The sequence below is a fragment of the Amycolatopsis nalaikhensis genome (assembly GCF_030264295.1).
In the GTDB taxonomy this organism is placed as follows: domain Bacteria; phylum Actinomycetota; class Actinomycetes; order Mycobacteriales; family Pseudonocardiaceae; genus Amycolatopsis; species Amycolatopsis nalaikhensis.
Map to the genome: position 1 here is coordinate 9,097,144 of NZ_CP127173.1, position 18,546 is coordinate 9,115,689.

General features: G+C 72.7%; 16 protein-coding genes and 1 pseudogene. 10 read left to right on the top strand and 7 right to left on the bottom strand.

Going from position 1 to position 18,546, the window contains the following annotated elements:
- Nucleotides 1–7 precede the first annotated feature (7 nt).
- Complete coding sequence (locus QP939_RS44150; RefSeq protein WP_285452793.1) at nt 8–424, bottom strand: nitroreductase/quinone reductase family protein; 417 nt, start codon at nt 422–424, stop codon at nt 8–10.
- The gene (locus QP939_RS44155; protein WP_285452794.1) at nt 421–843 is read right to left on the bottom strand and encodes an ester cyclase; all 423 of its coding nucleotides are present in this window, start codon (nt 841–843) and stop codon (nt 421–423) included. Before QP939_RS44155 ends, QP939_RS44150 begins: the two co-directional genes overlap by 4 nt.
- 93 nt (nt 844–936) lie before the next feature.
- On the opposite strand from QP939_RS44155, the gene QP939_RS44160 reads away from it, so the two are divergent.
- The 6 genes from QP939_RS44160 to QP939_RS44185 all read left to right on the top strand — a co-directional run bounded on the left by QP939_RS44160 (nt 937) and on the right by QP939_RS44185 (nt 8,456).
- A complete protein-coding gene (locus QP939_RS44160; RefSeq protein WP_285452795.1) occupies nt 937–3,366 on the top strand; it encodes an ATP-binding protein in 2,430 nt (809 codons plus the stop codon).
- A 311-nt stretch (nt 3,367–3,677) separates the two neighbouring features.
- Complete coding sequence (locus QP939_RS44165; protein ID WP_285452796.1) at nt 3,678–4,037, top strand: effector-associated constant component EACC1; 360 nt, start codon at nt 3,678–3,680, stop codon at nt 4,035–4,037.
- Nucleotides 4,034–4,636: a hypothetical protein gene (locus QP939_RS44170; protein WP_285452797.1), complete on the top strand. Its 603-nt coding sequence runs from the start codon at nt 4,034–4,036 to the stop codon at nt 4,634–4,636. Before QP939_RS44165 ends, QP939_RS44170 begins: the two co-directional genes overlap by 4 nt.
- A gap of 104 nt (nt 4,637–4,740) precedes the next feature.
- Nucleotides 4,741–6,324, top strand: a complete 1,584-nt coding sequence (locus QP939_RS44175; RefSeq protein ID WP_285452798.1) for an AMP-binding protein — start codon at nt 4,741–4,743, stop codon at nt 6,322–6,324.
- A gap of 435 nt (nt 6,325–6,759) precedes the next feature.
- The gene (locus tag QP939_RS44180; RefSeq protein WP_285452799.1) at nt 6,760–7,854 is read left to right on the top strand and encodes a J domain-containing protein; all 1,095 of its coding nucleotides are present in this window, start codon (nt 6,760–6,762) and stop codon (nt 7,852–7,854) included.
- Nucleotides 7,851–8,456 (top strand): LysE family transporter, encoded by a 606-nt coding sequence (locus tag QP939_RS44185; RefSeq protein WP_285452800.1) that lies wholly within the window; start codon nt 7,851–7,853, stop codon nt 8,454–8,456. The genes QP939_RS44180 and QP939_RS44185 overlap by 4 nt, the downstream gene beginning before the upstream one ends.
- A 43-nt stretch (nt 8,457–8,499) precedes the next feature.
- On the opposite strand, the gene QP939_RS44190 is transcribed toward QP939_RS44185, so the two are convergent.
- Nucleotides 8,500–10,971, bottom strand: coding sequence for a M14 family zinc carboxypeptidase (locus tag QP939_RS44190; RefSeq protein WP_285452801.1), 2,472 nt, complete (start codon nt 10,969–10,971; stop codon nt 8,500–8,502).
- A 199-nt stretch (nt 10,972–11,170) separates the two neighbouring features.
- Here QP939_RS44190 and QP939_RS44195 point away from each other — a divergent pair, with 199 nt between their 5' ends.
- Together QP939_RS44195 and QP939_RS44200 are read left to right on the top strand one after the other, a co-directional pair.
- A complete protein-coding gene (locus QP939_RS44195) occupies nt 11,171–11,830 on the top strand; it encodes a DUF998 domain-containing protein (protein WP_285452802.1) in 660 nt (219 codons plus the stop codon).
- 88 nt (nt 11,831–11,918) lie between these two features.
- The gene (locus QP939_RS44200; RefSeq protein ID WP_285452803.1) at nt 11,919–12,911 is read left to right on the top strand and encodes a hypothetical protein; all 993 of its coding nucleotides are present in this window, start codon (nt 11,919–11,921) and stop codon (nt 12,909–12,911) included.
- 4 nt (nt 12,912–12,915) lie between these two features.
- On the opposite strand, the gene QP939_RS44205 is transcribed toward QP939_RS44200, so the two are convergent.
- Nucleotides 12,916–13,467, bottom strand: coding sequence for an ester cyclase (locus QP939_RS44205; protein WP_285452804.1), 552 nt, complete (start codon nt 13,465–13,467; stop codon nt 12,916–12,918).
- 75 nt (nt 13,468–13,542) lie between these two features.
- Between QP939_RS44205 and QP939_RS44210 the strand changes: the two genes are divergently transcribed.
- Nucleotides 13,543–14,841 carry a cytochrome P450 gene (locus tag QP939_RS44210; RefSeq protein ID WP_285452805.1) on the top strand — a complete coding sequence of 433 codons (1,299 nt, stop codon included), beginning with the start codon at nt 13,543–13,545 and terminating at the stop codon, nt 14,839–14,841.
- Complete coding sequence (locus tag QP939_RS44215) at nt 14,838–15,491, top strand: TetR/AcrR family transcriptional regulator C-terminal domain-containing protein (protein WP_285452806.1); 654 nt, start codon at nt 14,838–14,840, stop codon at nt 15,489–15,491. The genes QP939_RS44210 and QP939_RS44215 overlap by 4 nt, the downstream gene beginning before the upstream one ends.
- Nucleotide 15,492: 1 nt before the next feature.
- On the opposite strand, the pseudogene QP939_RS44220 reads toward QP939_RS44215, so the two are convergent.
- The 3 genes and pseudogenes from QP939_RS44220 to QP939_RS44230 all read right to left on the bottom strand — a co-directional run bounded on the left by QP939_RS44220 (nt 15,493) and on the right by QP939_RS44230 (nt 18,497).
- Nucleotides 15,493–16,139 (bottom strand): annotated as a pseudogene (locus QP939_RS44220) (GTP pyrophosphokinase).
- Nucleotides 16,140–16,284: 145 nt separating this feature from the next.
- Nucleotides 16,285–17,550, bottom strand: a complete 1,266-nt coding sequence (locus QP939_RS44225) for an RlpA-like double-psi beta-barrel domain-containing protein (RefSeq protein WP_285452807.1) — start codon at nt 17,548–17,550, stop codon at nt 16,285–16,287.
- Nucleotides 17,551–17,615: 65 nt separating this feature from the next.
- A complete protein-coding gene (locus QP939_RS44230; RefSeq protein WP_285452808.1) occupies nt 17,616–18,497 on the bottom strand; it encodes an LLM class F420-dependent oxidoreductase in 882 nt (293 codons plus the stop codon).
- Between the last annotated feature and the right edge of the window lie 49 nt (nt 18,498–18,546).

An 18,546-nucleotide genomic window follows, 5' to 3' on the forward strand; every position in this document is an offset into this window, starting at 1 on the left:
CCGGGCGTCACGGACCCGCCGGGGTGAGCAGGCAGACCCCGATGGTGCGCCCCGACTTGCGCTCGTAGCCGTCGAAGAACGGCGCCTCGCGCAGGACGACGTCGCGCCACAGCCGGTCGCGCTCGGCCGGGTCCGGGACGCGGACCTCGACGTCCCGGTCGCGGTCGCCGACGCGCACCTGGGCCTGCCGCGCCGCGCGGACGTTGCGGAACCACTGCGGCTCCCGCTTCGCGCCGCCCGCCGACGCGGCCACCAGGTAGCCGCCGTCGTGCTCGAAGTAGGCGACCGGGACGGTGTGCGGGTCGCCGGTCCGGCGGCCCGCGACGGTGAGCAGCAGGACGGGCCGGTGCTTCGCCGTCCGGCCGACGCCCCGCCGGTACAACGCCACGGCCAGCTTGTTCGCCAGCCGCACCACGCCGGTCATGACCCGATCCCGAGCTGGCGGCGGACGGCGTGCTCGTCCCAGAGCGTCCACCGCTGGGTGAACCGCCCACCGGGGCCGATCCGGTAGATGTCGACGACCTGCACGCGCAGCCGGGCCCCGGTGGCCGGCGGCAGCCCGGCGAAGGCCGCGCCGCTGTGCGTGCCGGTCAGGGTGAGCCGCTGGGCGAGCGTGTCGCCCTCGACGACCTGCTGTTCGGTGTACGCGCGCAGGTCGGGGAACGCGCGCCGGATCCCGGTGACGAACTCGGCCAGCTCCGCGGCCCCGGTCGTGCGGTCCTCGGCGGCGAGGTACTGGACGTAGCCGGGGTCGACGAGCTCGTCGAGCACGGCCACGTCGCCCTGGTTGATCAGCTCGTCGGTGATTCTGCGGGCCCGCGCCCGGATCTCGTCGGGTGTCATGCCGCCAGCGTCGCGCCCGGGCGCGGACGGGACCACGACGTCCGCTCACCGTCGGCTTGACACATTCGGCCGCTCCGGGACGATTCACCAGCGATGAGCTTCGCCACCCTGCTCAAGCGGCTGCGGCTGGCCGCCGGCCTGACCCAGGAGGCGCTCGCCGAGTGCGCCGGGGTGAGCCCGCGCGCGGTCAGCGACCTCGAGCGCGACCCGCGCCGCATCCCGCGGCTCGACACGGTGCGCCTGCTCGCCGACGCGCTGGCGCTGGCCGAGCCGGACCGCGCGGCGCTGCTGGCGGCCGCCCGCCCGGACGCGCCGACGTCGTCGCCCGCGCCCGGCCCGCCCCGGCTGCTGCCGCCGTTGATCGGCCGGGCCGGGGTGGCCGCGGCGCTGGTCGAGCTGCTGGACCGCGGCGAGACGCGCCTGCTGACGCTCACCGGCCCGGGCGGCGTCGGCAAGACGCGGCTCGCGCTGGAGGTCCTGGAGACCGTCCGCCCGCGCTACCCGGATGGCGCGCTCTTCGTCGATCTCGCGCCGCTGCGCGATCCGGGCCAGGTCGTCGCGGCGATCGCGCACGAAGCCGGGCTCGACGAGCGCGGACCGGTCCCGGTAGCCGCGCGCCTGGCGACGGCGTTCCGCGAGCGGCGGACGATCCTGCTGCTGGACAACTTCGAGCACCTGGTCGACGCGGGCGCCGACGTGCTGGCCCTGCTCGCCGCGTGCCCGGGGGTGACGGTGCTGGTGACCAGCCGCGTGCCGCTGCGGGTGCGCGCCGAGCGCGAGTACCGCATCGCGCCGCTGGAGGCGGGCGACCCGGACGCCCCGGCGGTCCGGCTGTTCACCGAGCGCGCGACCGCGGCGGGTGTGGCGCTCGAGGCGGACGAAACGGTCACGGAGATCTGCCGTCGCCTGGAGGGATTGCCGCTGGCGATCGAGCTCGCGGCGGCACGGACGCGCGTGCTGCCACCGGCTGTGTTGCTCCAGCGCCTGGGCCACCGCCTGCCGATCCTGGTCGGCGGGCCCCGGGACCTGCCGGACCGGCAGCGCACGATGCGCGACGCGATCGGCTGGAGCTACCACCTGCTGTCGCCGTCGGCGCAGGCGTTGTTCCGGAAGCTGTCGGTGTTCGCGGGCGGCTGTCCACTGGCGGCGGTGGAGGACCTGGAGACGGTGACGGAGCTGGTCGACGCGAGCCTCGTCACGACGGGGCCGGACGGTCGGCTGGGCATGCTCGAGACGATCCGCGAGTACGGGCGCGAGCAGTTGCGGGAGGCGGGCGAGGAGACGTCCGCCGTCACCGCTCACCTGACGTTCTTCGCGGCCCTTCCCGAGGAGGCGGCGGAGTCCGAAAAGGACAATCTCCGGGCGGCCCTGGACCGGGCGGTCGAGTGTGGCGACGCGGCCCACGCGCTCCGGCTGTGGATGACGTTGTCGGGTTTCTGGGCGGACCACGGGTTGCTGCAGGAGGGCGTCCGCGCGGCGACGGCGGTGCTCGCCCTGCCTGGTGAGGAGGAGGCCCGGATCCCCGCGCTGGCCGTCGCGGCAGGGATGGCGACGGAGATTTCGGCGTTCGAGGAGGCGTCGGCGTGGTGTGCGGAGCTGGTGGCTCGCGCGCGCGGAAAGGACCTGGTGACGGCGTTGAACACGCGCGGCGAGCTGTCCCGTCAGCTGGACCGTTACGCGGAGTCGGCGGCGGACCACGAGCAGGCGCTGGAGCTGGCGGCGGAGAACGAGCCCGGCCACGCGGCGGCGCTGGTCGGGCTGGCGTACACGCGGTTCTACACGGGGCACACGGGCGAAGCGACCGAGCTGGCGGAGCGCGGACTGGCGGAGACCAGGGCGACGGGCTCGAGCCGTCAGCTGGTCGACGCGCTGATCCTGCTGGCGATGCAGGCGATGCACGCGGGTGAGCACGAGCGGGCGCACGAGCTGTTCACGGAGGGGGTGGCGTTCGCCCGGTCGACCGGCGACCGCAGCCGGATCGCGGAGTCGTTGCGCGGAGTGGGCACGAACGCGGTGTTCACGGGAAGGTACGAGGAGGCGGACGAGGCGTTGAGGGAGTGCGAGCGCCTCAACCGCGAACGCGGCGACGACCGGATCGCCGACCAGCTCCTGGCGCACCTGGGGCATTTGTCGATGCTGACGGGTGACCTCGAGGAGGCCCGCCGGAAGAGCGAGATCGCGTTGGCATCGGCGCGGAGGTACGAGGATCTGTGGGCGACGGCGATGTCGACGACGCAGCTGGGCCACGTCGAGCTGGCGGACGGGCGGATCGAGCGGGCGCGTTCGCTGTTCGCCGAGAGCCGGGTGCTGTTCGGCCGGATCGGGAACCCGATGTATTTGTCGTGGTGCTTGGAGGGGTTGGCGGGGATCGCGCTGGCGGACGGGGACGAGGGGTTGGTGGCGGAGTTGTGCGCGGAGCGGGACGAGCTGTTGGCGCGGCTTGATGCCCGGCTGCCGCCGATGAACCCCGGCGGGTATCGGGTGGTGCTGGACGCGCTGGCGGATCGGGCGGGAGGTCGGTAGGCGCGCCGGGGGGGCTTGGCGAGGCGACGGCGGACACGGCTGCGGAACCCGCGCACCGGGCTGCGCGCAGCGGCGGGCCACGGGCGCCGAGCCGCGCCGCCGAGCCGGGGAACCCCGCGCATGCTTAGGCGGTACCGGCGCGCAGTCTCCGCGCACCGTGCCCGGCGCATAACCTCGCCCCGCGCGCCCTCCCACCTCGCCCCGCACCCACGCTCGGCGGCTGAACGGTGAGCGCTCGGTGGGTGCGCGTCGTGGTTTCCACTCCTTCTCCGGCCGAATCTGGAAGCCGTTCGGAACTCGAGGAGGAAACCATGTCCCGCTCGCCCGTCTTCACCACCGGCTATGTCCTCTGCCTCGTTCTCGGCCTGGCCGATGTCGTCGGTGTCGCCGGTATCAACATGGATGGTGCGCCGCCCGCTGTTGTCGTCGTTCTCGGTGGCGTTTTCGGCCTTGCCACCCTGGCCGCCGCTGTTCCCGCCTGGCGGGGGAACCGGGCCGGGCAGGTCACCCTTGTCGCTTCCCGCCTTCTCTCCGCGCTGCTCTCCATCCCCGCCTTCTTCGTCGACGCCCCGGCCTGGGCGCGGATGCTCGCCGCCGGGTTGCTCGTCCTCACCGTTGTCGGCGTCGGGCTGCTCGTCAGTGGTGCGCGGGAACGCGCGCTCGCGCGATGAGCCGCGCCTGGGGCCCGCCCGCCGTCGGTGGTGTGGCGGGCCTTACCTGGGCCGCCGGGTTGCGCGGGATGATGGTCGAAGTCGCCGGGGCGGAATCCGCCGTGCACTGGTACGGCACCTTCGTCCAGATCCTGCTGCCCGGCGTCGTCACCGGGGTGCTCTTCGGCTGGGCCTGGCACACCCGCCGTCATCGGTGGCTCGTTGCCGCGCCCCTCGCCTTTCCCCTTGCCGTGATCGTCGCTCCCGAAACCTTCACCACGATCATGGCCGGTGAGGTCCCGTTCAGCGACGGCCTCGGCGGCGGGGCCCTCGCCCTGCCGCTCTTCGGCATGGCGGGCGGCTACGCCATCGCCGGGCGGGGCGCGGTCTGGCTTCGCGTCCTCCTCGGGGTGGTCGCCCTCGTGGCCGTGCCCGCCTGGGCCGTCTCGAGCACGCTGATCTCCCCGGCGCTGAGCCTCGCCACTCCGCGCGGTGCCTGGGTCGCCGCCCTGTTCTGGGGCTCCATCGCCACCCTCGCCCTCGGCTGCGCGATCCCCCTGCGCCGCGCACACGACTCAGCCCCGGCCGAACCCGAGGTGCGGGCGGACGCCCGGCCCTGACATCGCTTTTCCGTCGTCGCCGTCATCGATCCGACATAGCGTCTTTTGGACGGTCGCAACGAGTGCTACGTTCCTCGTGGTGCAGGCCGACCCGAGGAGCTGCGATGAGGCTTACTCCCAGCGCTCACACCGACTCGTTCTGCCGCGACCGGCTGCCGCCCGAGCGGCAGTGGCCCGAGCTGGTCTTCGACCTGCCGGAGCTGCACTACCCGGACCGGCTCAACGCCGCGACGGCACTGCTCGACGACACCGTCGCCCGCCTCGGCCCGGACCGGCCCTGCCTGCGCTCGCTCCACGAGTCGTGGACCTACGGCGAGGTGCTGACCCGGGCCAACCGGATCGCGCACGTGCTCACCGCCGAGCTCGGGGTCGTGCCGGGCAACCGCGTGCTGCTGCGCGGCACCAACACCCCGTGGCTCGCCGCCTGCTGGCTGGGCGTGCTCAAGGCCGGGGCGGTCGCCGTGACGACGATGCCGATGCTGCGCCGCCACGAGCTCGACAAGATCGTCGACCGGGCGCGGCCGAGCGTCGTCCTGTGCGACGAGCGCCTGCTCGACGAGCTTCCGCCCGGACTGCCGACCGTCGCCTACGGCACCGAACTCGCCGAACGCTGCGCCCGCCACCCGGCGACCTTCGCCGACGTGCCCACCGCCGCCGACGACGTCGCCCTGCTCGCCTTCACCTCCGGCACCACCGGGACACCCAAGGCGACCATGCACTTCCACCGCGACCTGCTCGCCATCGCCGACACGTTCTCCCGGCACGTCGTGCGACCGGAGCCGGCCGACGTCTTCTGCGGCACCCCGCCCCTGGCCTTCACCTTCGGCCTGGGCGGCCTGCTGGTGTTCCCGCTGCGCGTGGGCGCCTCCGTGCTCCTGCTGGAACGCGCCACGCCCAAGGAGCTGGCTTCGATCGTCGCCGAGCAGGCGGTGACCGTGCTGTTCACCGCCCCGACCGCCTACCGCGCGATCCTCGGCTCGGGCGACGGCCCCCTGCTGGCCGGCGTGCGCCGCGCCGTGTCCGCCGGGGAGGCCCTGCCCGCCGCCGTGGCCGAGCGGTACCGCGAGGTCGTCGGCCGTCCGCTCATCGACGGCATCGGCAGCACGGAGATGCTGCACGTGTTCATCTCCGCGGCCGACGAAGCCGCCCGCCCCGGCACGACCGGCACCGTGGTGCCCGGCTTCCGGGCCGCCGTGCTGGACGTCGACGGCACGCCCGTGCCCGACGGCACGCCCGGCCTGCTCGCCGTCAAGGGCCCCACCGGCTGCCGCTACCTCGAGGACCCGCGCCAGGCCGACTACGTCCGCGACGGCTGGAACATGACCGGCGACACCTACGTCCGCGAACCCGACGGGTACTTCCGGTTCGTGGCGCGCAGCGACGACATGATCGTGTCTTCCGGCTACAACATCGCGGCTCCCGAGGTCGAAGAGGTGCTGCTGACGCACCCGGACGTCGAGGAGTGCGCGGTCGTCGGCACGCCCGACCCGGACCGGGGCGCGGTCGTGACCGCCTTCGTCGTGCTGCGCGCCGGCGTCACGCCCGGCCCGGACGTCGTGCACGCCCTGCAGGAGCACGCCAAAGCCGTTGCCGCGCCGTACAAGTACCCGCGCCGGGTGCGGTTCATCGACGCGCTGCCCCGCAACGCGAGCGGGAAGCTCCAGCGCTTCCTGCTGCGCGAGCGGTGACGGGGGTGACGGGCCCGCTGCCGAGGTGGGGTGGCGGTGGGCCCGTCACGTCTGTGGGGTGCCGGGGACATGGGTCCATCGTAGCCGCAGATTCGAACATCTGTTCCCATCCGTTCAGGTGAATTCTCCTTACGGAATGTCACGAAGAGATCCGCGATCCGCGACGCAGCAACACTTCCGAGTGACCAACAGTCCTCAATGGACACTGGAAGAGCACCGCAAACACCCCGCCCACCGCCGCCAAGACCCCGTCACGCGCACGAATACGCCGCCGACCGGGGAGCAGCGAACCCGGCCCCGGCAGCGGTAAAACTCCGGACACGGCACTGACCTGCGCCGGAGGACCGTCACCCTGGCGTGCCGCGGAGGCGGTGCGACGCCCCGAAACCCGACCCCATAAAGTCTTCGCGCAGCCATCCGGAGGTGAACGCCAGCGTGCCCGAGGTCGACTACTACGAGGTGCTCGGCGTCCGCCGGGACGCCACGGCGGCCGACGTCAAGACGGCCTACCGCCGGCTGGCGAAGACCATGCACCCCGACGGCGGCGGCACCGTCGGCACGTTCCGGCTGCTCCGCGAGGCCTACGAGGTCCTGGGCGACCCGATCGCCCGCGCCCGCTACGACTCCGGCGGCGCGACCGTGGTCCCGGTCCCCGTCCGGCCGCGGCCCCGGCGGCGCTTCGGCGACGAGCCCGGCTTCGTCCCCGACCTGCCCGACCTCGACGCCGAGGACCTGAGCTGGTGGCACTTCGCCGGCGAGGACACGCGGATGCGCCACGGCCGCCGTCGCGGCCCGGGGCACGCCCCGGCGGTCGCCGCGGTGGCCGGGATGGTGCTCGTGCTGCTGCCCCTGGTCACCGGGGTCGGGTTCAGCACGCCGGTGCTCATCGTCTGGCTTTTGCTCACCGCCGGCACCGCGCTGCTGGTCCAGCGGCTGGCCCGCGGTTACCTGCGCGCGAGCAAGGCGCGCGAGGCGTACGCGGAGGAGTTCGGCGGCCGCACGGTCTTCGGCACGCCCGGCACCGAGCGCGACGAGCTGGCCGAGCGCCTCACCGCCGACCTGCTCGAGGGCTACCTGACGCGGCTGCCCGGCGCCCGGATCTTCCACGGGCTCGCCTGGCCCGGCTCGGTGTTCGCCGACGTCGACCACGCCGTGCTGTGCGGGAAGCGGCTGGTGCTGATCGAGTCGAAGCTGTGGCTGCCCGGCCACTACGAGACGGCCGAGGACGGCAGGCTGCTGCGCAACGGCAGGCCGTTCCGCGGCGGCGGCAGCCGGCTCACCGAGAGCCTCGCCGCCTACCGCGACCTGCTGCCCGGGGTAGCGCTGCGCGGGGTGATGATCGTGTACCCGAGCCGCAGCGGCGCGCTGACCACGGCCGACCCCGGCGACCTGCCCGCCGCGCCGATGACGCCGGAGGAGTTCCTGCACGAGATCGGCGAATGGCTGGCCGCCGATCCGTCCACTGTGGACCACCAGACGCTGCGGGCCCTGCGCGACCAGGTCGTCGGCGGAGGCGGCCGCGCGGCGTGAACCCCGCCGCCACGCTCGGCACGGTGCTGCTGGCCTACCTGCCGGCCGCCGTCTCCCCCGGCCCCAACTTCGTGCTCATCGCGCACACCGCCGCGGCCGGGACGCGCCGGGCCGCGGTGGCGGTCGCGCTCGGCGTGGTCGCCGCGGGCGGGGCGCTGGCCGCCGTCGCGGTCTTCGGGCTGGGCACGCTGCTGGCGCACACGCCGTGGCTGGCCACCGCCCTGCGGATCACCTGCGGGGCCTACCTCGCCTGGCTCGGCGTGCGGATGTGGTTGCGCGTCCGCGCTCCCGACGCCGCCCCGCCCGAAAGCCACCGCGGCGCGTTCCGCCGCGGCGTGCTCAGCAACCTGACGAACCCGAAGGCCGCGGCCTTCTTCGGCAGCGTGCTCACCGCGACGCTCCCGCCGGCCGAACCGACGGCCGTCAAAGCCGCCGCCGTCCTCCTGATCGTCGCCGCCTCGAGCGCGTGGCACCTGAGCGTCGCCCTGCTCTTCTCCTCCCCCGCCACGCAACGCTGGTACGCCCACGCGAAACCGGCTCTCAACCGCGTCGTGGGCACCGTTCTGGTCGTCCTGGGCCTCGCCCTCGCCTTGACGCCATGAGGGGCGCCTTCATGGCATGAAGGCGCCCCTCATGAACAGCGAACTACCGGACGCCGCCCGAAGCGCGCAGCTTCTGCGACTGCGCGGAGCGGGTACAGACCTCGCCGACGTCGACCGTCTGGCCGCGGTCGACGAACACGTCCGCCACGCCGACCAGCTTGCCGTTCGGCGTCGAGCAGGTCAGCTGGTAGGCCTCCTTCGTCCCGTACGTCGGCGGGGTCGGGGACGCGAACGACACGTCACCGGTCCAGTCGTCGACGGCGTTCGGGTCGGCCTGGTCGTAGTTGACCACCACGGCCGTGTAGTCGCCGGCCGGCGGGTCGAACAGCACCGCGTGCTCGGAAGTGGTGCCGCCGTTCGCCGACGAGCTGACCAAGTTGCCCGCCGAGTCGTAGACGAACAGGTCCCAGTCGGTGGCGGTGTTCGCCCAGTTGATGTTGACGCTGAACTTCCCGTTGTCCACCTTCGGCAGGCCGTCGACGTGGAAGGTGAAGCTCTCCGCCGTCGCGTCCGCCGGGTAGTTCTGGTTGATGGCGGGGACACCCGGCGGGTTGGCGACCGCGAAGCCCTGCTGCGCCGGGCCCTGCGGGTCGCGCCCGTACCGGCCGGCCACGTACGGCCGGGTCGACGGGTTGACCGACCAGGCGAACCGGCCGCCGGTCGAGGTGAGCTTCGAGTTCAGGTCGTCGGTGACGTAGATCGGCGGCATGGTGGAGCCGTCGGGCTGGATCACCGGCGACGTCGGCGTCTGGAACGTCTTGTGCAGCTTGAGCTGGTAGCCCTTCGGCGCCGAGCCGATCAGCGTCGAGTGCTGCTGCGGGTCGGCCGCGTTGCCCAGCATGTCCAGGAACGCCTGGCGGTTGCCGCCCTTGCCGGCGCCGGCCGCGGGGGCCAGGCCCTCGTACTCGGCGACGACGCTGTCGGCGTAGGGGCCGTGGAAGCCGTTGCCGCCGACCTCGATGGTGAAGCCCCAGCCACCGGTGGCCCAGTACGACCAGTCTTCGGTGGTGCCGGTGGTGTCGTAGAGCGCCCAGCTCGGCTCGCTCGTGTAGCCGTTGCGCGAGGCCAGCTTGTCGCCGAGGGCCTTGTAGGCCGGCTCCTCCAGCGGCGGGCGGACGTCGGCCACGCCCGGCGGGCGCAGCACCAGCGCGGCGACGGTGTGCATCGTCAGCAGGTTGGTCACCTGGCGCGAGGACACGATCGAGCGCACGTTGCGCACCTCGGGCTCGCTGAACGGCGCGGACCCGCGGAAGGTGTCACCGCTCCAGGACAGCTCGGCGCCGTTGCCGCCCCAGAAGCCCGCGTAGTTGCGGTTGGGGTCGGTGCCGCGGACGCGCCCGCCCGGGTTCGCCTTGCACACGCCGGTCGCGTACTGCGGCGGCGAGTCGTTGACGTTGCAGTTCTTGCGCTTCATCTCGTAGTCGAAGCGCGTGAAGTCGCCCTTGGGCTCGGCCTCGCGGGAGATCTCGAAGCCGTCCGGGTTGATGATCGGCACGACGATGTTGCGCGTCTTGCCGACCATGCCGCGGATCGCCGCGTCGTGCGCGTAGCCGTTGACCAGCTCGTACGCCCATTCCATGACGTGCTCGCCGGCCGGCCACTCCCGCGCGTGGTGCACGCCCATGGTGAAGTTCACCGGCTTGCCGTCGGTGATGTTCTTGACGTCGGTGGCGATTTCGACGCCGACGACGTCGCGGCCTTCCCACGTCGACTCCGGCATGGTGAACGCCGAGACCAGGCCCGGGTTCTTGCGGGCCAGCTCCTTGAGCTCGTAGTTGTAGTCGTAGAGGTGCCGGTAGCTGGTGCGCCCGGACGGCAGCGCCGAGGCGGCGGTCGCGGCGGCGTACTGGCGGTCGGTCTTCGCGTCCCGCACCGACTTCGCCGACAGGTCGGCTTCGATCACCTTCGACTTGAAACCGCTGTCTTTCAGCGTCTTGCGGTCGGCGTCGTCGGCCAGCACGACCTCGACGCCGGTCGCGTCGCCCTTCTCGGTGACGTCGAGGCCGAGCGCGGTCAGCTTGTTCTTGTCGGCACGCGTCGGCGTCTCGACGCGGACGAGCTCCGCCCGCGACGGCGCCGCGGCGGTGCCGGTCGGCGTGCCCTGCGGCGTCAGCGCCAGGAAGTCGACGCCGAGCTGGACCCGGTCGGCCGAGCCGCCGTAGCGGCAGCCCTGGACGACGAGTTCCTGACCCTTCTTCACGAAACTCTCGGCGAGTTCGTGGGAGCGCAACGCGGTGGAGGCGGCGACCACGGCACCGGTCGCCTTGTCGAAGACGGCGACGTCCCAGTCGCCCTCGGTGGCCGTCGCGGCCTTCAGCCGGGCCTGGACCAGACCGTCCACGGTGGACGTCAGCTCGCGGCGGTCGGTGCCCGCGGTGCCCTTGGGCAGCACTTTCGCGAAGCAGGAGCGCGGTACCGACTTGTCGGCGCGCAGGATGTTCTGCGCCGCGACCGCGGTACCGGTCGGTAGCGCGACGAACGTTCCGGCCAGTGCCACGGCCGAAGCCAGCAGCACCAGTCGTCTTGGTGAATTCCCCACAGGAATGGACCTCCTTGACCGAGGCCGGCACCACGGACGTACCGGTAGCGAGTGACCATAATGGAGGAAATCCGGCTGCGGTAACCGCCGTAAGTCGTACAGCCCGACCGCCTTCCGGCTGCCCGGACGGCCCTTTTCACCGGGAGTTCAACCGCCGGTCGGCTACTGTCGGAACATGGTCACGGTCCCCGCGCGACGGGTCTCGGTCGCGGTCTCCCTGACGGGTCTCGCCGCGCTGGTCCTCGGCGCCGCCCTGGTGCTGTTGCTACAGGTCATCCCGCCGACCGACGAGATCAGCGCGACCCGCCGCACGATCAGCGAGTACGGGCTGTCCGACCACAAGTGGGTGTTCGACCTCGCCGTGGTCCTGGTCGCGCTCGGCTCGGCCGCCGGGCTCGCGGTGCTCGGGCGGCAGCGGCGGCTGCCGGTGCCCGCGGCGATCCTGGGTACATTGTGGACGGTCGGGCTGCTGGTCATCGTGGCTTTCCCCAAGCCGGACTGGGCGACGGTGTCCCGCGCGGACTTCGGCGGCACGCTGCACCGGATCGCGAGCGTGGTGGCGTTCGTGGCGCTCCCGCTGGCGGTAATGGTCGCGGCGCGCACGGCGTTCCCCGGCTCCCCCGGCCGCCGCTGGCTGGCCACGCTGCTGGCGATCGCGTCGCTGGGCTGGTTCGCGGTGATCCTGGGCGCGGTCGTGGTCGCGGCCGTCGACGGCGGCCGCTGGTGGACGCTCATCCCGCTGGGCCTGGTGGAACGCGGGATGGCGCTCACCGAGCTGGTCGCGCTGGGCGTCCTGCTTGCCCCGCACGGCGAACGGCGGCCCGCGCTCGGCTAGGCCGAACGGGTACTCCCCCGCCGCCGGCTCAACCCGCCGCGGCCGCCGGACGTGCAGCGGGCGTTCAGCGACACAAGGGGGAGATCGCATGTTCCGACGTGCCGCCGCGCTCGCGGCGCTCACCTTCGGCACCGTCCTCACGGCCCCGGCCGCCCACGCGGCCGAACCGTGCACCTGGACGGTGCAGAAGGTTCCGACACCCGGCGGGTTCGAGGCCCGCTACACCAGGGTCGAAGGCACCGACAGCCACGGGGGCTACTCGGGCACGGTCACCGACCTGAGCGTCAACATGGCCCGGGTGGTGCTCTGGACGGACGGGCAGCCGCGGATCCCGGCCGCGCTCGCGAACTTCGTCTACCCCTCCGTGGCCGACGAGAACTCGGCCGGGACGGTCCTGCTGTCCGGCAGCCTGCCCTCGACCGACTTCGGCGTCTACCTCTTCGCCGACGGCCACCGCGGGCCCGGCACGCTCACCCGCCTGCCCACCCCGGACGGCTACCGGGTCGAGTCGGCCGTCGCGCTCAACGAACGCGGCGACGTCCTCGCGAGCGGCAGCGCCACCGCGGACGGCCACCCGGTGAGCATCCTCTGGTCCACCTTCGCGGCCGGGCCGCTCGTGATCGACACCCCGGCCGGGTCCGGCATCGACCTCGACGACGACGGCACCGTGCTGCTCGCCCCGCGCGACGGCAAGCCCGGCTCGTTGTGGCGCCACGGGCAGGTCATCCCGCTGACCGGCGAGGATCACTTCCTGCTCCTGCGCGCGATCCGGAACGGCGTCGTGGTCGGCACCGCGGTCGACGCGTGGCCGGCCTCGCGCGCCCTCGCCTGGCACGGCCCGGACGACCCGCGGCCGCTCGAGCGGGGTGGCACGGCCGAGGCGGTGAACGCGCACGGGCTCATCGCGGGCAGCCTGACCGACCTCACCGGCCTGCCCGCCGTCTGGCAGGACACCGAACTGCTGGGCGCGCTGCCGGTGCCCGACGGGGTCGACGCGGACTTGTTCGTGGTCGGCGACGACGGCGTCGTCTACGGCACCACCGGCAGCGACTACGGCCCGCTGCGCTGGAGCTGCGGCTGACGGCTCACCCGAGGTCCGGCTCCGCGGTGTCGAGCAGCCGCGGATCCGGCGCCTCGCCGGACATGGCCAGCAGCCCGCGCACGAGCTTGACCAGCAGCGGCCAGTTCTTCGGGTTCCGCTTGTCCACCCCGCCGGCCAGCTGCTTGAGCATCGTGAGCGTGTCGAAGTAGATCCGCTCGCACACCAGGTTCTCGTCGGTGTCGAAGAGGAAGTACGCCGTCATCCGCACGCGGAAGCGGGACCCGGTGGCCGGGATCTTCCCGAACGGCCCGAGGTGCGTGCCCAGCAACCAGAACTCGGCGATGACGGCGTCGGCGCTGTGCCGCAGCGCGATCAGCTCGTGGTGCTGGTCGGGGAACGCGACGCGCGTGTCGTGGTAGTAGCCGCGGACCGCGTGGTCGCCGTCGTGCACGGTCATCGTCGCGACCAGCTCGTAGTGCGGGTGCGGGAACGTCGACAGCGTCGAGTCCCAGTCCTGGGCGACCTCGTCGCGGAAGTGGTCGAGCACCAGCTGCTGCCGGGCCTCGAGGACCGCAGTGGAGGGCAGTTCGCGCACGGCGGGCTCCTTTATCTACAGCGTAGGTATTCGACGATAACCTACACTGTAGGCACGCCGAAGGAAGGGGACGCCGTGCTCGAAGGAGCCCTGGCCCGCGCGAAACCGGTGATCAGGTGGAGCCTGGGCCACGCACTCCCCCGGACCGTGCTGCGCCGCGAGGCCCGGCGCGGCGACCTGCAGGGCCGGATGGTCGTCGCGGCCGCCGAAGGCCGGGACCTGACCGCCATGTTCGAGGAGGTCCGCGCGAACGGCCCGCTCGCCCGCACCCGGTTCGGCTGGATGACCACGACGCACGCCGCGGTCCGGGAAGTGCTCGCCAGCGACGACTTCCGCGTCGGCGTGATCGGCGCCGACGGCTCCCCGCTGGGCAGGCTCGTCGAATGGTCGGCGGGCGAGCACCTGCACCCGGTGCGCCCGCCGTCGCTGCTGGCGGTCAACCCGCCCGAGCACACGCGCTACCGCAAGCTCGTCACCGGCGTGTTCACCGCGCGCGCCGTCGAGCAGCTGCGCGGCCGGGTCCAGGAGATCGCGGACGGCCTGCTCGACGCGCTCGAGCCGGGCGGCGAGACCGACCTCGTCGAGTCCTACTGCGGCCTGCTGCCGGTCACCGTCATCAGCGAGATCCTCGGCGTCCCGCCCGCGGACCTCGGCAAGGTCCTGTCCCTGGGCGCGGCGGCCGCGCCGAGCCTCGACCTCGGCCTGGGCTGGCGCGCGTTCCGCGACGTCGAGACCGCGCTCGCGGAGTTCGACACGTGGCTCGGCGAGCACCTCGACCACCTGCGCCGCCACCCCGGCGACGACCTGTTCAGCAAGCTCGTCGCGGCCAGGGACGACGGCGTCGGGCTCACCGAAGCCGAGCTGAAGGCCACCGCGGGCCTGGTGCTGGCGGCCGGGTTCGAGACGACGGTCAACCTGCTCGGCAGCGGCATCGCCCTGCTGACGCGCCACCCGGAGCAGCTCGCCGTCCTGCGCGAGCAGCCGAAGCTGTGGGGCAACGCCGTCGAAGAGGTGCTGCGGCACGACCCGCCGGTGCTGCTGACCGGACGTCTGGCGACGCGCGACACCGAGGTCGCCGGGGTTCCGCTGCCCCGCGGCGCCCTGGTGACCACGATCCTGGCCGGCGCGAACCGCGACCCGGAGGTCTTCGCCGACCCGGCCACCTTCGACGTCACCCGCGCGGGTGCCCGGGACCACGTCTCGTTCGGGGCCGGGCGGCACCACTGCCTGGGCGCGTCGCTGGCCCGGATGGAGGGCGAGATCGGGTTGCGCTCGATCTTCGACCGGTTCCCCGGCCTGCGCCTGCTGCCCGGCAGCCGTCGCCGCCCGACCCGCATCCTGCGCGGCTACGAATACCTCCCGGCCGCCCTGTGACCGCACCGCGTCGCCGTGGCCGTCCGCCGAAGGACGCGGACCCGCTTTCCCGGGACCGGATCCTGCGCGCGGCCCTCGACCTCGTCGACGAAGAGGGTTTGGACGCGGTCAGCATGCGGAAGCTCGCGCGCCGGCTCGACGTCGACCCGATGAGCCTCTACAACCACGTCGACGGCAAGGACGCGCTGCTCGACGGGATCGCGGAGGTGCTGCTGGCCGCGATCCCCGCGCCCTCGCCGGGCGCGGACCTGCGCACGACGATGGCCGCGCTGGCCCGCGACTTCCGTGCGGCGATGCTCGGCCACCCGCGCGCGGCGCCGCTCGTGCTCACCCGCCAGCTCGCGTCGCTGACCGCGCTCGCGCCCGTCGAGGCCGTGCTGGCGCCGCTGCTGGCCGCGGGCTACCCGCCGGAGCGGGCGGTGCACGGGCTGCGGGCCGTGCTGGCGTTCCTGATCGGCACGCTGATGCGCGAGGTCAACGCGGCCCCGACGTTCAGCGGCGCGGACCCCGAAGGCCACCGCCGTCGCCTCGCCGACCTCGAGGCGTCGGGACTGCCCGCGGTCGTCACGGCGGCGCCGTACCTGGCCGTGTGCGACCACGAAGCGGAGTTCGAGTTCGGGCTGCGGATCCTGCTCGACGCGCTGGCGTGAGTCAGCGGAGGCGTTCGTGCAGGGCGGCCATGCGGGCGTCGAGGTCGGCCGCGGTCCGGGCCGCGGCGGCGGCTCGCCCGCGAAGTCCGACGGCACGCTGTCGGCGTACTTGTACGACAGCTTGTGCTCCACCGCGGCCCAGAAGTCCATCGCGATGGTGCGCAGCTGCACCTCGACCTTGACCTTCTCGACGCGGTCGGACAGGAACACCGGGATGCGGACGATCAGGTGCAGGCTGCGGTAGCCGTTCGCCTTGGGCTGAGTGATGTAGTCCTTGGTGCGCAACAGTTCGACGTCGTCCTGCGCGGTGAGCATCCGGGCGACCTCGTAGACGTCCGAGACGAACGGGCAGACCACCCGGATGCCGGCGATGTCGTCGAGCGCGCCGGCGGCGGAGACCCAGTCACCGCCGAGCCCGCGGCGGCGCACCTTCTCCTTGATGGCTTCCGGCCGCTTCACCCGGCTCGTGATGTGCTCGATCGGGTCGTGCCGGTGGACGAAGTCGAATTCCTCGCTGAGGATGCGCAGCTTCGTCATCAGCTCTTCGATGGCGAACTTGTACATCAGGAGGAACCGCGGGAGCTGCCCGGCGACGGCGAGCTCGTCGGCCGCCTCCCGCAGGTCCTCGGCGGCCGGATCGGTGGTCACTGAAGCCTCGTGCTGTCGTCGGTCGGGTGGCTCGCACCAGATTACTGCGCGCCACCCCGTCAACGATCAGCGACGGGCCGGAGTTCCCGCCGGTCACCGGTTCGGGTGCGGCCCGGGCCCGTCGTCCGGGCCCGGGCCGCTGGGGTCAGCCGACCTTTTCGATCTTCGCGTTGCGGACGAGCTGCTTGCCCTGCTCGCGGATCTGCGCGAAAGCCGCGTTGTTCAGTAGTGCGCAGCTGCCGGAGGCCGAGGTCACCGGGACCGTGACGGACTTCTCGTTGTCCAGGTTGGTGATTTTGAGCATCGTGCCGACGGGGAACTCGTCGCTTGAGGCCGCTGGGGCGCCGTTTTCGCCCGAGAGGGTGACGGTTTCGCCCGGGCAGACCACTTCGGCCGTGGCGTTTCCGGCCTGGCCGGTGGATTCGGCGACGCATTTCGCCGCGATGGCGGCGGCTTCGTCGGCCTTGGCGTTCTGCTGGGCGTTCTGGTCGGCCATGCCCTGGTCGGCGCTGCCGTTCTGCTCGGCGGCCATGCCGTGGTCGGCGGCGGGATCGGCGGCTTGCCCGGCCTGGGCGACGCAGCTCAAGATCGCCGCGCAGTCCTGGGCGGCGACGTTCTGGTCTGCCTTGCCCTGCTGTTCGGCCTTGCCCTGCGCTGCCTTTCCGTTCTGGTCGGCCATGTTCTGCTGGGCGGCCATGCCGTTCTGCTTGGCCATCCCCTGCTGATCGGCCATGCCCTGCTGGCCCGCCATGCCGTTCTGGTCGGCCTCGGCTTGCTTCTTGTCCTTGCCGTTCTGCTCGGCTATGCCCTGGTCGGCCATGCCGTTCGCGTCCGTGGCCGCGGCCGCTTGGGCCACACACTCCTCAACCACCTGGCAGGCCTGCGCCGCCGCCTGGTCGGCCGCGTCGGCTTCTTCGGCGGCGGCTGCCTCGTTCTGCTTGGCCTTGCCGTTCTGCTTGGCTTTGCCGTTCCCCTTCGCCATACCCTGGTCGGCGCCGTTCTCCCCGGCCGCCGCCTGGTCTTCGGCTTTCGCCTTGCCACCGGCCGCCTTGTCCTCGGCCGCCACCTCACCAGCCTTGGCCGCCGCCGCGCATTCGGCCGCCGCCGCGTTCGCCGCCACCTTTGCTTCGCAGCCCGCCGCCTCGCGGCGTTGCTCGAGCTGGTCCACCACCGCCTGGCGGTTGGCTATCCGGGCTTTCGACTGCGCGTCCGGTGCCGCCTGCTGGCCCGCGATGAACGTCAAGTTGTTCCGCAGCGCCGTGTCCAGGCCGCCGCAGCTCTCCGTGGCCGCGTTGCTCGCCGGGCTGCTCAGTGCGATCGCCGTCGCGGTCGCCCCCGCGACTCCCAGCAGCGCGGCGAGCCCGATCGTCGCCTTCTTGCGGTGTCGTCCGGTCGTGCGCACGTGGGGCATCAGCCCCTCCTCTCAGGTCGCCACCTCATCAGGGCACACGGCGGCGGGACCCGAGTGGTTCACCCTCAGTGCGCGGTCAGCTCCGCCAGCCGCGGCACCGCCGGGGCCATTCCCTCGATCCACGCGGCGGGAGAACCCGTGGTCGGGGTGATGATCGCCGTCTCGATGCCGAGCTTCGCGTACGGCGCCATCGCGCGGACGAATTCGTCGCGGGTTTCCGGTGTCGGACGCGGGTTGTTGGCCAAGACCGTCTTGCGGATTTCGCGGTAGTCGCGGCCGACGTCGTCGCAGTGGCGGCGCAACACGTCCAGCTTGTGCTCGACGTCCTCGGGCGACGACGCGAAGAGGTTGCACGCGTCGCCGTACTGCGCGACCAGCCGCAACGTCTTGCGTTCGCCGCTGCCGCCGATCAGCACCTTCGGGCGGTGGATCGGCTGGGGCGAGCACAGCGTTTCGGCGAGCTGGTAGTGCTTGCCCTCGAAGGGGCCGTTGTCCGCCGGGTCCCACATCTGCCCGCAGATCCGCAGCGTCTCCTCCAGGCGCTCGAACCGTTCGGCGACCGGCGGGAACGGCACGCCCATGCCGCGGTGCTCCCGCTCGAACCAGGCCGCGCCGATGCCGAGCGCGGCCCGGCCGCCCGAAAGGACGTCCAGCGTGGTGACGATCTTCGCGAGCAACCCCGGGTGCCGGTAGGTCACGCCGGTGACCAGCAGGCCGAGCTCGATCCGGGACGTGTGCGCGGCGAGGAAGCCGAGCGTCGTGTAGCCCTCCAGCATGTTCGCCTCGGCGGGGAGGCCGGTCGGCTCGATCTGGAAGTAGTGGTCCATGAAGGACAACCAGGTCGCACCGGCCTCCTCCGCCGCGGCACCCACCCGGGCGAGCTCGCCGGCGATGGCGGTCGTCCCGCCGTCGATGTCGAAGATGGGGAGGTGGAAACCGAGTTCCATGGAACGTTCTCCTGACGTGTGGTCGGCCTGCCCACACGCTATGACCTGG

Excerpts from the sequence above, each read along its gene's own strand:
- QP939_RS44170 (WP_285452797.1), top strand. The coding sequence starts at position 4,034 with ATGAGCCGCGCCTGGGGCCCGCCCGCCGTCGGTGGTGTGGCGGGCCTT.
- QP939_RS44160 (WP_285452795.1), top strand. The coding sequence starts at position 937 with ATGAGCTTCGCCACCCTGCTCAAGCGGCTGCGGCTGGCCGCCGGCCTG.
- QP939_RS44195 (WP_285452802.1), top strand. The coding sequence starts at position 11,171 with ATGGTCACGGTCCCCGCGCGACGGGTCTCGGTCGCGGTCTCCCTGACG.
- QP939_RS44150 (WP_285452793.1), bottom strand. The coding sequence starts at position 424 with ATGACCGGCGTGGTGCGGCTGGCGAACAAGCTGGCCGTGGCGTTGTAC.
- QP939_RS44175 (WP_285452798.1), top strand. The coding sequence starts at position 4,741 with ATGAGGCTTACTCCCAGCGCTCACACCGACTCGTTCTGCCGCGACCGG.
- QP939_RS44155 (WP_285452794.1), bottom strand. The coding sequence starts at position 843 with ATGACACCCGACGAGATCCGGGCGCGGGCCCGCAGAATCACCGACGAG.
- QP939_RS44200 (WP_285452803.1), top strand. The coding sequence starts at position 11,919 with ATGTTCCGACGTGCCGCCGCGCTCGCGGCGCTCACCTTCGGCACCGTC.
- QP939_RS44225 (WP_285452807.1), bottom strand. The coding sequence starts at position 17,550 with ATGCCCCACGTGCGCACGACCGGACGACACCGCAAGAAGGCGACGATC.
- QP939_RS44230 (WP_285452808.1), bottom strand. The coding sequence starts at position 18,497 with ATGGAACTCGGTTTCCACCTCCCCATCTTCGACATCGACGGCGGGACG.
- QP939_RS44165 (WP_285452796.1), top strand. The coding sequence starts at position 3,678 with ATGTCCCGCTCGCCCGTCTTCACCACCGGCTATGTCCTCTGCCTCGTT.